General features: G+C 38.1%; 11 protein-coding genes. 9 read left to right on the top strand and 2 right to left on the bottom strand.

Features of this window, described 5'->3' with window-relative positions; genetic code table 11:
• The first annotated feature begins 158 nt into the window (after window positions 1-158).
• The 5 genes from CLV42_RS10835 (at window position 159) to CLV42_RS34435 (ending at window position 8,276) form a co-directional block, all read left to right on the top strand.
• The gene (locus CLV42_RS10835) at window positions 159-3,743 is read left to right on the top strand and encodes an RNA-binding domain-containing protein (RefSeq protein ID WP_106601947.1); all 3,585 of its coding nucleotides are present in this window, start codon (window positions 159-161) and stop codon (window positions 3,741-3,743) included.
• 265 nt (window positions 3,744-4,008) lie between these two features.
• Window positions 4,009-5,502: a toll/interleukin-1 receptor domain-containing protein gene (locus CLV42_RS10840; protein ID WP_106601948.1), complete on the top strand. Its 1,494-nt coding sequence runs from the start codon at window positions 4,009-4,011 to the stop codon at window positions 5,500-5,502.
• Between the two features lie 3 nt (window positions 5,503-5,505).
• Window positions 5,506-7,128 (top strand): RecQ family ATP-dependent DNA helicase, encoded by a 1,623-nt coding sequence (locus CLV42_RS10845; RefSeq protein ID WP_106601949.1) that lies wholly within the window; start codon window positions 5,506-5,508, stop codon window positions 7,126-7,128.
• 44 nt (window positions 7,129-7,172) lie between these two features.
• Window positions 7,173-8,105 carry a DUF4238 domain-containing protein gene (locus CLV42_RS10850; protein WP_106601950.1) on the top strand — a complete coding sequence of 311 codons (933 nt, stop codon included), beginning with the start codon at window positions 7,173-7,175 and terminating at the stop codon, window positions 8,103-8,105.
• A 39-nt stretch (window positions 8,106-8,144) separates the two neighbouring features.
• On the top strand, window positions 8,145-8,276 hold the full coding sequence (locus tag CLV42_RS34435) for a hypothetical protein (RefSeq protein WP_262509996.1): 132 nt from the start codon (window positions 8,145-8,147) through the stop codon (window positions 8,274-8,276).
• Between the two features lie 286 nt (window positions 8,277-8,562).
• On the opposite strand, the gene CLV42_RS10855 is transcribed toward CLV42_RS34435, so the two are convergent.
• Both CLV42_RS10855 and CLV42_RS10860 read right to left on the bottom strand, forming a co-directional pair.
• Window positions 8,563-11,829 (bottom strand): SMEK domain-containing protein, encoded by a 3,267-nt coding sequence (locus tag CLV42_RS10855; protein WP_106601951.1) that lies wholly within the window; start codon window positions 11,827-11,829, stop codon window positions 8,563-8,565.
• Between the two features lie 110 nt (window positions 11,830-11,939).
• Window positions 11,940-12,173, bottom strand: a complete 234-nt coding sequence (locus tag CLV42_RS10860) for a helix-turn-helix domain-containing protein (RefSeq protein ID WP_106601952.1) — start codon at window positions 12,171-12,173, stop codon at window positions 11,940-11,942.
• A 615-nt stretch (window positions 12,174-12,788) separates the two neighbouring features.
• On the opposite strand from CLV42_RS10860, the gene CLV42_RS10865 reads away from it, so the two are divergent.
• The 4 genes from CLV42_RS10865 (at window position 12,789) to CLV42_RS10880 (ending at window position 14,661) form a co-directional block, all read left to right on the top strand.
• The gene (locus CLV42_RS10865; protein WP_146154363.1) at window positions 12,789-13,034 is read left to right on the top strand and encodes a hypothetical protein; all 246 of its coding nucleotides are present in this window, start codon (window positions 12,789-12,791) and stop codon (window positions 13,032-13,034) included.
• Between the two features lie 74 nt (window positions 13,035-13,108).
• A complete protein-coding gene (locus CLV42_RS10870) occupies window positions 13,109-13,459 on the top strand; it encodes a hypothetical protein (protein ID WP_106601954.1) in 351 nt (116 codons plus the stop codon).
• A gap of 109 nt (window positions 13,460-13,568) precedes the next feature.
• A complete protein-coding gene (locus CLV42_RS10875) occupies window positions 13,569-13,868 on the top strand; it encodes a hypothetical protein (RefSeq protein WP_106601955.1) in 300 nt (99 codons plus the stop codon).
• A 556-nt stretch (window positions 13,869-14,424) separates the two neighbouring features.
• Complete coding sequence (locus tag CLV42_RS10880; protein ID WP_106601956.1) at window positions 14,425-14,661, top strand: hypothetical protein; 237 nt, start codon at window positions 14,425-14,427, stop codon at window positions 14,659-14,661.
• Window positions 14,662-14,734: the final 73 nt, after the last annotated feature.

Consider the following 14,734-nt stretch of genomic DNA (forward strand, 5'->3'; position numbering starts at 1 on the left):
TTTTTTTATTTTTGGTTCGACCTTCCGAGCCCTTTAATTATCTACATCGTTTTTCCACACATGTTTTGTGAATAAAACTTACCGAACTATTGATATACTAATATACCTTATTTACACCCATAGCTTTATGATTATAGCATAGTCACATAAACCAAATTATGAATACTAATAAGATCACTGTAGGGGGAACATTAAAAGAAGATGATAGTATCTGTGTGAAAGTTATCACAGTCAATACTCGGGAAACAAATAAGAGCTTCGTCTGCGAATATAATGGAATACAAATTCAGTTACCATTCTTGAGCTGGCAATATTCTTCAAAATTTCATTATCCCAAAGAATTAAAGATATTTAATAGTTCAAGAAAGGCAGGACAGGAGAAGTTTTTACAAATTCCCGAAGGTGAAAATATACATCCGTACTTTAAGTTAAATGAAGGATATGAATTTTCATTTGATGGATTTAAGAAAACCGATAATGGTACATTCTTAATATTGCGGGATGTAGAAGGAATTGGATATACTGCACCGAAACAATTTAATGATGATTATCATGAACTTAAAAAAGGAAGGGTCCGGTTTATCTTTGCCGGATATAAAAAGAATGGCGAGATTAAGTTGTATCGAAAAAAGGCGCTTAAACTGAAGGATGTATTTGCTGATAGCTCGCCCTTGCAGGATAATGAATTAAAGAGCCAGTTGGAAGCCAACGAAAAGTACGCCGATTACGGACGACAGTATAACAACGAAGATAATAAATGGTTACTGACAATTACCAATATCCTTGAGTATGGAACTTTCAATGCAATAGAACACAAGAACTATTCATTCGCGTTAAAAGCTATCGTCTATCTTGAGATAGCTTATGATTATTTATTGAATTCAGGATTTCTAAAGACTTTCAATTCAAATAAGGCAAATGAAATACAGCAAAGAGCTATGTATAGAAGTCAAAAAATAAGATCTCTTACTGCGCCTTTGATTGCACTAAATACTTTAAATTATGATGCCTATTTAATAAAAAGTATAACCCTTTTTATTGAAGCAAAGCATTCATATGATGAATTAGCTGCCAATAATTATTTGAGAAATGTATACGATACGATTAGAATTGGTTCACTTGATATACTTTCCGGAGAAGCAATTTTTAATTTGTATAGATCACTATTTCCTTACATTGATACCAGTAACTTTTATTTTGACACTTTATTGAAAGTATTGAGATATAAAGTTAGAGCGCTTGATAACAAATTGTTCTTTAAAACCTTTTTTGATCGCAACGAAAGAATTCGTCATTTCAAAGGAAATACCGACCTTATTCCCTTTTTCAATCTTTCGAATCTTCTTGCGCACATTTCACAAACGATCGCACCAGGTGAAACAATCATTTGGTATGCGAAATGCATACGGGCTTTATCTGTTTTTAACCCAAACTTTCACCAATCAAAAAAAATGCTGGAAGAACTGATACAGCAATTAGGGCCGGTCAAAAAGGAATATCAGCTATTGCCTTTAAAGTATTATAGAACTTTGGAGGGGCATATTCTTAAGTTATCTGATAGCGAAGAGGTGAAGAACGTAAAATGGGAATTATTGAAGCAAAAGTATGAAAGCAATGAAAGTATCAAGATGAAAATTGCTGGCAAGGATGATTTAGGTTTCTATATCCTATTTGAAGATTATAAGGGGTATATAGCGAAAGAATTCATGAAAGAATATGAAGCTGCATACTACTTCTTTTATCCGGAACACGATTTGCCAGAGTTTAAGATTATTGCGATAGATCATTCGTTAAAATCCTTTCTAGTACAATATTGCCGGAAATCTCAATTGCTTAATTCCTCTCAAACAACAAATGTCGGTGATGTGGTGAGGGGTATTGTTATAGCAATTAAGCGTAGTGGAGCAAACGTATTGGTTGGTAGTACTTTAGGTTTTGTACATAAAAGTCAAATTGATTATTCTCCGGTTTCTTATGTTGAAGATTTTCTTACAATAGGCAAGGTATATGAGTTTACAATTCAAAAAGTAAATAAGAGTTTGGAACTGGCATTGAATAAGAAGATTGTTGATCCTTGGTGGAATGGTATAAGACGATATGTTGGGCATGTAACCAACGCCGTCTATTTAAGGAAGATAGATATTAGCTACCTCAAGGAGTATCATGGTATCGAAATCGAGGAAAACGACGAATCTGGTATTGCCATTGCAGATTGCGCCGTCTGTAAGAACAAGTACGGAATTATGGGTACGCTGGTAATTAATACAATCGTAAATGAATGGCATTGCACCAATTGTCGGTTCCACGGACAGGAGATGTATTTATTTAAGAGCCGCAATTTAGGATTTAATATCTCTGTTGGCACAAAGGAAATGAACAAGGAGGATCTCCAATTCGCTAGCGCTTTACAGCGGGGTAATATCGTGCCTGTTCGATTAACTTACTTTGACTACGCGTCAAGGTTTGCTGATGGTACCTTTGATGCTAATATTATAAAAGGACAAGAATTACTACAGGAAGATTCTATTGTTTCTTCTTCGGAAGCTAATGTGCTAGAATTGGGCAGGGCATTTGAAGACATCTCTTCATTGGCGGTGGATATGCATGAGGAAGTCGCCTATTTGTATTGGGCTAAGCAATTTTATTCCCTGGCAAATAGTAGTAAATCATTTTGGTATAGAGTCTATAACTTGTACCTTGAATTGATCATCGCTTTAAAATCGAAGAATCGTTCTCAAGTACGGCAACTGACCGAAATGATAAAATATGTTTTAGGCAATGAGGAGATGCTGAAGGAGACATCAAATGTATACAAAGACCTAAACAATCATTTGCTTGTTTTCAAATACTTTTTACTGCTGGATTGTGGTCAATATCAGGAGAATATGTTATTACTGAATGAACGATTTAATAACGCAATTAATAATGATACAGTAAGAAATTTTGCATCAATTGTACTTTCACACAACCTCATACTTAGCCATGCTCCCAATGATATAGATAAATTATACGATCAGACTTTCGGTTATATGTATGAAACCTTGACAAAAGGGAAGTTGAATGATATTTATGGAGAGAATCTAAATGAATATCAGGAGGATGATGCAGAAAAGCGGAATAGAATTGAATTATTAAAATTAATAGCTGAAGGAGAAGGTAGGAGAATTGAATTTAAATCTACCTTGATGACGCCAGTGCTTAGTGAGGAATTGAAGGCGAGATCGGCAGAAATAGAGGAACAGATGAAAATAGCACGTGAGACTAATGATAAAAGTTTACTGAATGAAGCGAGAGGTAAAAAAGATAAATTGCCAACGGAAAGAGATATTCAGCACTCCGCAATGAAGTCTATCGCTGCATTTGCGAATAGTGATGGTGGGTATTTGATTATTGGGGTGGATGATCAGAAAAACATACTAGGTTTAGAAGAAGACTTTAAGAAACTAAAAAAGGAGGATAAGCAGGATGAGTTCAAATTGCGGTTCGACGATCTGGTAAAGAGGTATTTAGGAGATAGTTCACATCGGCTGATTGATACAAGCTTTGTGCAGGTAGGAGAAAAAACAATATTTAAGGTGACGGTGAGCAAAAATCTAAATATGACTAATCCGATCATTATGAGATTGAATGCAAAGGGTGATAGTGAGGCAGAGTGTTATATCAGAGCGCAGGGATCATCGTTGAAATTGGGAATGGTGGAATTAATAGAGTATATAGCAGGAAGTTATGCTGGGGTTGAGTAGGTTTTTTGTATAGAAACCCCAAATGGGGATCGCTCATCTTTCGATAATCAGTCCCTTTTAGCGGAGAAAGAAACATTCGGCCCCGGGTCTTTTGAGAGTTAAGATCATTCAATCCGAGACCGCGCATCGATCATCTGGATTACAAAAGCAATTACACCAAAGCGCTGTTTCAATGGGATGAAATGAGGGATACGACGGCAAGACAGTAGGCTATAAATCTACTGGAATTTCGGAAATTTGGAAGGCAGATAAAAGGCTGAAATCATTGAACAGTGCTACAAAAAAATATTGCGAGATCGGGAAGCGGGATTTCAATGTCGTAGCGGTACATGCTGCCGAGTATTGGGCTTTGCATAGGCTGTTTTCCAGCATTCAGCGGTCGATGTCCAATAACAAGACAAACAAAGTAAAACGGAATATGCTTGATGTAAATAAGACCAATGTTTTTATCTCTTATTCCTGGGATAGTACAGAACACCAATCCTGGGCTATTGAATTGGCCGATCTAATCAATAACAATGGTGGTAATGCTATTATAGACAGGAGGCTGAAATTTGGCGGACACCTCCGGTTATTTATGGAGCGTAATATTAAAGCAGCTGATGTGGTACTGATGATCCTCACACCAAACTATAAGGAAAAGGCAGAAGAGCTTAAGGGAGGGGTCGGATATGAATATAATATTATCACCAAGCAGCTATTCAACGTTATTCATACAAATGAAAAATACATCGGCGTGCTGAGAAGCGGTGATCATGCGACCAGTGTACCAGAATTTATAGAGGATTTCAAATACGTTGACTTGCGGCCCGGTAAAGATTATGATATAAACCTTCAGGATTTATTGGGGCAAATATTAAAGGCGCCTTTAAAACACCCTGATGAAACCAATAAAGCCAAACCATTTATGGAAAATGACTACGCTAATCTCACTCCTATCATTTTAGAAATGAAAAAAACAGCTTTTGAATATTTTCAAAAGATTTTTGGCGGGGAAAATGAAATGATGGTTAAATTGAAGGTCGCGACCAAATTGGCAGAATGGGAAGAAGAGATTTCTACCTATAATAAGCAGGTGGTTGACAAATTTAATCCGCAAAAGATGGTTATTGCTGGAGACAATCTGGAGATTTTTAAAAAGAATGTTTTTGGAAAGATACTGTGGACAGTGAGTTCAGCTATAAAACCAATACCTAACCCTGACCTCGCGCGTTATAAAGTGGATTTCAGGGAAGCAGACCCAGAAGATATTTATAATACCGTGAACGCGATTTTAAATGCTGCACATAGTTATGTAAAAACTGTAACGCCTGCGATTTCCTATAAGTCAATTGCTGAAATTGCCGACTTACGTATGGCGTACCTGGATGAAGAAGGAATGTTTATGAATAAAATTATCGGATACGGTATCAGGTCAGAATTGTTGCATCGCTATTATCCCGCAAACTTCGCCGTTATGACCCAAAAAAGCTTATGGGCCATGTATTTTATCTGTGATAGCTTAAAAGAGTTTATTACCATAGAGCAAAAAAACCGAAAGGGGATTATGCGTGTATCTCACAACTGGCAGTACCCTTATGGCAGATTTAACTTTATTATGAATGAATTGGCTAATGAGCTGGAAAAGTGGTTTGCGGTTTATAAAATCAAACTAAAACCGGAGTTTCGGTTTGGTTATGTAAACATGTTCCTGTCTGCTATACACAAAATGCACAAACCGGATATTGATTTGCTTCACGCCTGGGAAGAAATGAAATAGAGAATGGATTTGCTTTCAAAATACAAATCGCATTTCCCCGACATAAATGCGCTGTACGACTACCAGGACACTGTACTAAATATCCTTACCCGGAAGGAGCATACACTTGCCATAATACCTACAGGTGGCGGTAAATCCTTATTGTATCAACTAATGGCTTTGGATTTAAAGGGCGTTACATTGGTAATCTCTCCGTTATTGGCCCTAATGGAAGAACAGGTGCAGGAACTGAACTCAAAAGGTAATATCAGTGCGCTGGCTTTAAACTCAAACATTCGTTTTAATAAACAGCGAGAAATTCTAAGGAAACTAAAAGGAGATACTTTTAAAATAATCTATGTTTCCCCGGAAAGACTTCAGAACCCATTTTTCCGCGCTTGCCTAATTGCTTCAGGTATTGATATTTCGTTGATTGTTGTGGACGAAGCACATTGTGTCAGTCAATGGGGAGAAAGTTTCCGACCGGATTATGGACAGATCGGGCAGTTTGTCAATTTTCTGAAATCAAACCACAAATATCCTTTTTTACTTTGCCTTACCGCAACGTTATCTCTCGCTGCAAGAAAAGATATTACAGCCGCTTTTAAAATAAAGCCAGAAAACACTTTCGTAAGCAAACAGGTCATCAGAGATAATCTAATCCTCCATTTTCAGAAAGTTGGCCAGGAAAAAGAAAAAGAACATTCATTAAGATCATTTTTAGCAGAGTATACTCCCCGTAAAACAGTGGTGTATTTGTATAGCAAGTTCCTATGTGAGGAGTATGCTAAAACATTTGCTGATAATCATACAACGGGCTTCTTTCATGCAGATGTTGACGCTCAAAAAAAACACGCAGTCTATAATAAATTTCTAAATGGGGAAATAGAGATTCTATTTGCAACTACAGCCTTCGGCATGGGAATTAATATCCCTGACATAGAAAGCATTGTGCATTTTCATATCCCCAATTCAGTCGAAGAATATTACCAGCAAGCCGGGCGGGGCTGGAGAAAAAAAGATCCTGTTAAGAACTGCAACTGCCTTGCACTTTGGTCTGATAAAAACTTTAAAGAACGTGCGCGTGAAATAAACAGAGAGAAATTCACCGTGGACATATTACACCAAGCGTTCCGATCTCTAATCGGCTCGGCCAGGATAAAATCTGTCGGGCAAGTGGTAAGTAAGGATAAGGCCGCATTTCTGAATAGTGAAAAATATAACCTGCAACTTTTACGGTATAAACTGGAGAAGTATGGCATTATCAAAACCATCGGTGAAATTAACGGCTCGCCATTAAGTATTGAGCTTGTAAAAAACACTCCATTATGGAAGAGCATAGTGAAGGAGGCGGAAGAAGGAATAGACGGCTTTGTGCATGTGAGCAAATTTTTAGGCATTAGTATTCCTGAAATCATCCAGCACCTCTATGAGCAGGATTTGCAAAACAATATTAAAAAGCTACCTGCAACAAGCAAGGATATTTATTTTCAGATTTTAGCATTAGAGATCAGCGAAGATATTGCTGGCCGAATTGTGGCTGAAATTAATGCGTGCATTGATTTTAGAATAGGTCAGTTGGCGGAATTAAAGGAGTTGTTTTCCAGTGAGAACAAAATGGAACAGCTGCATAAAATATTAAGTTAAACTAAGTATCGAATTATAAGTAATTAAAACGCTCGCTAATTAGGATGAAAAAGAAAAAAACTAACCAGTTGGTGCAGAATCAGCATTATGTCCCGCGTTTTTACCTGAAGAATTTTCTGAACGCTGAAAAGAAAATATGGGTATTTGACAAATCCACCCAACGAACATTCCTTTCCTCTCCTCAAAACATCGCAAATGAGAATTTCTTTTATGACTTGCCGGAGATCGACGGGCCATTGGAGGAAGACCAGGCTGTAGAAAAATACCTGAGTAAGATCGAAAACCTCCATGCACCATTTTTTACAAGGCTCATCGATGCTATAGAGAAGCGAGAGATTGACCGCATCGATGATGATATGCGATCCATATTGTGTGATCATTTGGCCATCCAGATTATACGTACCAAAGAATACCGGGAGCAAATGACACAGGGGTTTGAAGGATTCCGGGATTCCCTATCGAAAAGCGGATGGATACCGCAAGAAGATCAAGCAGCCTTCAGTGCATCTGAAAGTGATGTCAAGAAAAACCAATTAAGCCAAATCCTATTCGACACAGAATTTAAGACGGAACTTTGTAACATCCTGAATTCTCATATTTGGCTGGTTTGCAAGAACATCACCTCCACTCCGTATTATACTTCGGATCATCCTGTAGTGAAACAAGCGCACCTTATTCGGCCACACCGCTCTGATACAGGGTTCAGGTCAGTTGGCATTGAGATCGCCATGCCTATTTCTTCTCAATATCTGCTGGTACTTTACGAGCGTACTTATCATAACGGCTTTGAGCCGTATGATAACGAAATCATTGTTCATCACAATCCGCAAAACGTGATCTACTTTAATTCCCTTCAGGTTTCCCGATCATATCGTTCCGTATTTTGCAGCGAGAAGAATTTCGGAATGGCAGAGGAAATGGTGAATACGCATCCTGAAATGAAGCAGTTAAATTATAAACGTATGGGATTTGAATAGGAAGTAGGCAAAGTCTGTTTATCTTTAAAAAAATAAAAAATGAGTTTTTATAACGACCCGGTGGTAGATGAGAATTCTTCGAGAAGTGAGGGGCTGGTTAATGCAATGAAAACCTTATTCACCCGGAAAAACAGATTCATTTCCAGGGAGAAATACCTGATTATGGTGTAGACATAGACGTAGAAGGGCCTTTGAAGAAAGATGTACTAATCCAGAGATAGAAATGCTGCAAAATATGCTGCATACACAGCAATTCGAAACACATTATACCGCGCCGCCCAAATACGTTTTACATCATAAAGGATTGAACATCCAAACCCAGGAAAGCTCCGATATTGAATGGCTATTGGCCCAGTATTCGACAATTCTTAAGAAGTGAATTTCCTTATCAATGGAACAGGCTGTTGCTAAATTCTGTTTTTTCTTGTATGCGTTTGTCTGCCACGAAAAATTAGAGCTATATGGACTCCAGTTCTTTTATAGCATCAATTGCCGTACGGCCTAATTGATCGTCTTCGGAGAGATTTTTGAGCAAGATGATATCTGTTGCATTTCCATGTTTAGCCAATAAATTGATCGCATGTAGTATTGTCTCCTGAGTACGTTCAAACGGATATAGGCTTTTTTGTTCGTATGGCTTTTCGATTGCTGATCTACATGCTTTTGCAATGTGCTCAGGAAATGCATCATTTAAGGTTATTGGAATACTATTAAATCTGCTACCATATCCAAGGTGCGACAAAGACAGCCAAGATTCCCATACGACCTCAACAGCATATTCAGCTGATTTTTCAAATAGATACTCTAAAGCTTTTTTACACTTCCCCTTCCGCTCATCCAGGTCCATATCGCTCCTGTTTAACCAGTAATAGATCTCCCCAATTGCTAGTAATGCATTACTTGATTCATTGCTTTGCTGTTCATGGTGAATTTGTACCTGAAAAGAGAATTGTCCCAAAAAGATGTTTGAAATAATAAGAACAGCAGCTGCATCCTGTACGCTATGATTAGCTTCAATTGTTTTTTTGGCATATCTCAAAAGGTATGGCGCAATTTCGTCGCCGAGTAATTTTGCTGCTGTGAAAATAAGCGAGCAAGTAAAAAAAGTACTATAATAGCCGCCCAATGCCATCTTATAAAAAGACTTTTTCTGCTCCAAATCTAATTTTTCGATTGCAATAGAAAATGCATACTCATAAGGATGGTCATACTGTGCATAAAATATTCCCGCAGCAATGTTCCACTGTTCTTCATTGTGTGGATCATGTAATATGGCGTTCAGTTGATCTGTAACCGTTTCTTCATAAGCGTTAGCATCGTCAGCTAAAGCCCCCAGCGAAGACAGTGCGTCAAAAATAGAACTGGAGATCATCGGGAGCTTCGTTTCTGCATGAATTTTGTTCAGCGCTGCTATCAAGCGCTGTTCCTCTGCAGCAGAATCGCATACGCTGCCAACGGTATCTAATATTTGATGTTGTAAATTGTAGGGGATGAATTTCCATTTATTCTCCAGGGCATCTGCAACATAGGGATAAAGCAACTTCCCTGAATCGTCATACCGACAGAGTAAAAGCAAAAGATAGAGCTGACCATTTTTTAAAGATTTTGACTCAAGAAGCTTTTCGACAACTTCCTTGTTGATGTTGTTTTTTCCGCCGAAACGGGCAAATCCAGAACTTAAGACTGAGAAAATTTGAGTGATTGCAGATTTTGTGGACGAGACACCAATATAAATTGCGTGAAAAATATCGGAATTAATACTAATACCCTTCTGTTTAGCTTCTTCCCGTAGATCCTTTAGTTGTTGGGAGCAAACTATGTCCATCTGATTAGTAAGCTCAAAAATTTCTTTTAAGAATAGTCCATCATAGAACAAGGTAGGAATGGCGCATATAAAACCAAATTCTTGAGGGGTCCAGTCAAAAATGGTTTGTGTTTTAATACGAACCGGCCAGTAGTCAGCGTCGGTTATTTCAAATTGAATTCCCTTAATCTCATTAGCCATTTTGGGTAATACTTCTGTAAATCTACCCTCAGCCCATTTTTGGCAAAATGCGCCGGCTTCACCCGCATGAATTGCTAGGATTAGTTTACTATCATAAATACCGTCCAATACTTTTAGTAGCACGTCGGTTTCTTCAATTGAACCAATAGCTAAGAGTCGATTATAATAGTTCCTGGGCGATTTTAAGGCAAGACTGATTTTTTCGCTGCTTTCTGAAAAGCGACTAATACTATCCGCAGTAAAATAGTTGAACAGCATTTCGTGTGCAAAGCTGATTTTGTCGAGTTTCTTGACAATCAACCCAGACTTCAGGCACTCTTCCAATAAGGAAAAATCGAACCCGTATTTGTTTATCAAATTATCTGTCTGCCTTATAGAAAGCGCAAAAGAAATCTTATCTGATAAAAACTGTGCTACCCTGGATAATATTAAATGCGCTCTGTGGTTGAAGTGTTCTAGTTTTTTCCTAACAAATAAGTCGAATATAGTAAATCGGCTTACTGACGTCATATTGCCAATGCCGATCTCTCCAACCATTTTGGCCTCATAACTCGTTGTTACCATTTCCAGTACAGGTACCAGCCGTTGAGAAATGTTGCTGAATTTTTCTGCTATTGCTTGTTTGGTAGCTAATGTTGGTTGCTCTACTCTAATTACGTTACTGGCTAAATCTTGAATGTTTTCATCTAACACCTGCGTGGTAATTAGATAATTGCAATTATACTTGTTGATAATTAGTTTTAGTTCAGTCAATAGTTTGAACTGCTTGGACTTTGTACATTCATTTAGCCCGTCTATTACAATAAGTATACGTTCGCTAAAACCCCGGCAAACTTTAAAAAAGTCGTAACCGGACGAGAACCCATACTCTTTAACTTCTTTATCAATAAGTGCGCTTAAGTCCGATTCGTAATACTTAGCTCCAATATATAAGGCGGCTCCTGTGTGTTTAAGGAACAAAGATGTTAAATGTAGGGCAAGTATTGTCTTTCCACAACCTGAGATCCCGCTGATAACGTATCCGGTGTGCTTAAATAACTCAAAAGTCAATTCATTCGTCCAGATGGACGAATTATCCACAGTACAAGGAAAATGTACCAATTGCGAATCCATGCCATTTAACGTTCCTTGCATTACCATCTTAAAGTGATCAAGCTTGGTGCGCAGGTCAGGAAAACCTATAAGAGACGGGGACGAACTTTTAATGTCTTTTTCTCCAAATTCACGATTTAAGAATTGCTTTATGAGTTGAAACCTGGCAGCGTCATTTCGATATATTAATGTGATCTCTCGTATTAAATCTGCTGGATATAAAATGTCACTCTCGGTATTGAAATATCGTTGCAGGTTTTCATCTAATTTGCCTACTCTGACTTTTTGATTGCTTAAGATCAAAAACTTAATTCCATTGGGAAATTCCTTCGATAAGTCTGATTCATAAAATAGCTTCAAAGTATGTTTGATTTTGGAAAAATCAGTTCTGGAAGTTACTTGAAACGCTATTTTAGATTCGCCGGAATCACCAAGATCAATTCCCCTTTTTTGTTCCTTATAATCTATAAGCTCATAGCCGTATACAAGGTTAAGTAATTGGAGACAAGTGCCTTCTGATGCCTTGTTGATATCATAATAATTTAATGCATTTGTTATGCCGATCTTAGCGATCCAAACTGCCACAAGGTGACTTATCTCATCAATTTCGATTTTTTCCTTTGGCATTGTGACAACAAGCGAAGATTAGATTTCTGATAGATTATTTTACAATAATTCCAGGCAAACTAGCAAATTATATGTTAGCAGACTTGTATTTTACCAGGGACAATAGGAAATTATTCTCGTGGCTGATAAGGGAGGATATTATTCGGTTCTATTTCCAATGCCCATATCAGTTTTAAAACAGTGGTTAATCTTATATCACTTTCTCCTTTTTCAATTTTCAGTATTTGTTTATGCTCCAATTCCGCCAAGGCAGCAAGTTCCCGCTGGCTTAATCCCTTTTCTTTACGGATATTCCTGATCTTCTGGCCAAATTCCTGAAGTTCTATTTTATCTTTTGCGCCCATTAAACAAAATCAAAAGAATTTTTTGGCACGTTTGCAGTATCATGATACTTCATTTGAAAATTTTCCCTATATTTGGAATCATAATGAGAAACTATTAGTTAGGGTGATAGCAGCAATAGTATAATGTATATATTTGCTGCCCCTAAGTAATTTATAGGCATCTCGTTTTCAGTACCGCAGGGAAAAGTAGGACGTTCGTTAGCGGTTGTACTGAAGGCAGGGATAGCCCATGCTACAGCGTGGGCTTCTTGTCCGTACAACCGGCCCTTCCTACGGGTTCCCTGGCGGCAAGGAGACCCGCGCTTTTTTTTGCGGATTTCCTGTTACCTCATTGCTCACCTATAGCCGCAAAAAATTATGAAAGTGCTAGACAAGCTTTCCAAACCCGTAAACCTAAATGTTCGCAACATATTTGTTGTAGGAGAGTATTCCAACATTTTGCCATCGCCTTACTGCTCCACTTAGCTGAGGAAATGCCTTTTACTTTATGAGCTTCTGGTATCTGTAATGGTGTACAACCTTATGGCTACGTATGTGAACGACTGCCGGGATATTTATCGCGGCCAGGCATCCTATTGCCTAACAATAATACTAATATTCCTAAAACCATTCATTATGTCACAATCTATCGAAAAAATAAAACAGTTTATGGATTGGTACCCTGAGGCAGCAGAGGTTAAATCGACTATGTGGAACTTGTTGGAAGCTGCTATGGCTAGTCCCAATGCAGATACATGGAGTGCCAACGACCGTAGCAACATGATGTTTTTCTACTCCAGAATCGAGGAATTTGTGGATGCCACTTATATGATAGTGCCGCCTTTATTGCAAATTTTGCACAGTTCTGAAGTGAATGAATAAGCCTTAGGAGCATTGCTCCAGACCGAGCTTTTAAGCATAATTCAAAGCGATTTGTCACCCAAAACCATAATTAGATGCCAAACGAAAATCTGAAAACTGATCCCTATTTCTCCTTTTTTAATGAGCTTGATACAAAGGGAATCAGAGAATTATTTCCGTCAGGGCCATTGTCCGAAAATCTGTTAGACGACATCAACAGGCGCATATTCAACTTTCCCTATTTCTGGAGAAAAACCTTGATGGCGCAGATGGGCTGGTCTGTTGTCGTAATGTTTAGAAAGATGCAGAACAGAGATCCAAAAGATAAAATAGTAGAAGAGTTGACAGTTCCCGAGAAAATGATGATCCTGAAACTGACATTTCGTGTGTTGGAGGTTTACCAGCAATACTTATTGCACGAATATCAGGACTTATTAACTGAATAGAACTTTAGTTGCAGGATGCTAATCTCGAAGTTATTATCGGAGCTTGTGCAGATAAATCGAATCGCAGCAAACCTGATTAAATCACATATAATATTAACAAGCTGGATGTATGAAACTCCACTGGATTTCTACCCAGCGGACTTGTTTGAACATGAAAGGTAAAGCAGGAGATAAGAGATTAAAAGTTCCTCCGGTCTGGCCCGGGATTGTGATTACGCAGTATCACGAGGAGATATACGAAGACTATATGAAGGAGCTAGAGGTCGTGTTCGACTATAAACCGCTTAATTTCCTTATCGGCTATGATATGCCCAATCAGTTTAGACCCCAAAGAAGAACAGCAGCGGAGAAGGAGAAATTCGAGAGAGCAGTTGAATACCTTGAACAGCTTTTTATGGACGAAGATTAACTATCTACTAGTTGAAAGTGAATGATAGGAGACGTTACATTTTTCCGAGTCCAACTAAGACTAGGGCAGATAAAGTTACTGTGTGAATTTTCAAGAATGCTTATTTATGGTTCATATCAAGGGGTGTTATGACCCGTGCGGGGATTTCCATCCCTGTACTATTTTAGAATGATGTACATGGTATGGTAGGTAACGGGACTGGATTTTTATTCAGTCCCTTATTGTAACTGATATAAACCTATATGAGGATGAGTCAAAATCATTTGCCTGCCATTTGATTTCGATTTGAGCACCATTTGATTTCCATTTGATTTCCATTTGATCGTGATTTGAAAATGATTAAAAAGTGATTGCTTTTACTCGGATTTGACCACTTTGCGGAACTCCCTAAAAACAGATACCGTCTTTAAACGACTACTAAGTTACGACCCTATGCCAAATTTTACCAATCTTGGGAAAAAGCGATCAAAATCGATCAAAACCGCGACAGTAGCTTTTTCGGGCGTTGTACATTCGCTATTATCAAGCATTTTTACACCATAAAACATAAACACGAATGAAAACAACAGTAAAAAAAAAAGAGTTACAGGTTCCCTCTAGTGCAATGTTCGCCGTTGCGGAGATTATTTCAGACAATGAGATTACCCATACCATAACCGGGGTAGACGAAGATGAAGACACAATTGCGCTGGAGGTTGAGTACTCAAAAAAAGAGCGGGATATCATCCGCGATATTGAAAATGTAATCGAAGATCATGAAGAAGAGGATGATGACGATGCTGATGAAGAGTAATAGGCATTTCTCCTGTAGCCAAAGCGGCAACTACCTTTTGATAAAGAGCGGCTGCCGCTCTTTGTCTTTCCTT

Origin of the sequence: Chitinophaga ginsengisoli, assembly GCF_003014595.1 — a bacterium.
In the GTDB taxonomy this organism is placed as follows: Bacteria; Bacteroidota; Bacteroidia; order Chitinophagales; family Chitinophagaceae; genus Chitinophaga; species Chitinophaga ginsengisoli.

What these genes read in the sequence shown, in the direction of transcription:
- CLV42_RS10835 (WP_106601947.1), top strand. Translation starts at nt 159, where the DNA reads ATGAATACTAATAAGATCACTGTAGGGGGAACATTAAAAGAAGATGAT.
- CLV42_RS10845 (WP_106601949.1), top strand. Translation starts at nt 5,506, where the DNA reads ATGGATTTGCTTTCAAAATACAAATCGCATTTCCCCGACATAAATGCG.
- CLV42_RS10850 (WP_106601950.1), top strand. Translation starts at nt 7,173, where the DNA reads ATGAAAAAGAAAAAAACTAACCAGTTGGTGCAGAATCAGCATTATGTC.
- CLV42_RS34435 (WP_262509996.1), top strand. Translation starts at nt 8,145, where the DNA reads ATGAGTTTTTATAACGACCCGGTGGTAGATGAGAATTCTTCGAGAAGT.
- CLV42_RS10855 (WP_106601951.1), bottom strand. Translation starts at nt 11,829, where the DNA reads ATGCCAAAGGAAAAAATCGAAATTGATGAGATAAGTCACCTTGTGGCA.
- CLV42_RS10860 (WP_106601952.1), bottom strand. Translation starts at nt 12,173, where the DNA reads ATGGGCGCAAAAGATAAAATAGAACTTCAGGAATTTGGCCAGAAGATC.
- CLV42_RS10865 (WP_146154363.1), top strand. Translation starts at nt 12,789, where the DNA reads ATGTCACAATCTATCGAAAAAATAAAACAGTTTATGGATTGGTACCCT.
- CLV42_RS10870 (WP_106601954.1), top strand. Translation starts at nt 13,109, where the DNA reads ATGCCAAACGAAAATCTGAAAACTGATCCCTATTTCTCCTTTTTTAAT.
- CLV42_RS10875 (WP_106601955.1), top strand. Translation starts at nt 13,569, where the DNA reads ATGAAACTCCACTGGATTTCTACCCAGCGGACTTGTTTGAACATGAAA.
- CLV42_RS10880 (WP_106601956.1), top strand. Translation starts at nt 14,425, where the DNA reads ATGAAAACAACAGTAAAAAAAAAAGAGTTACAGGTTCCCTCTAGTGCA.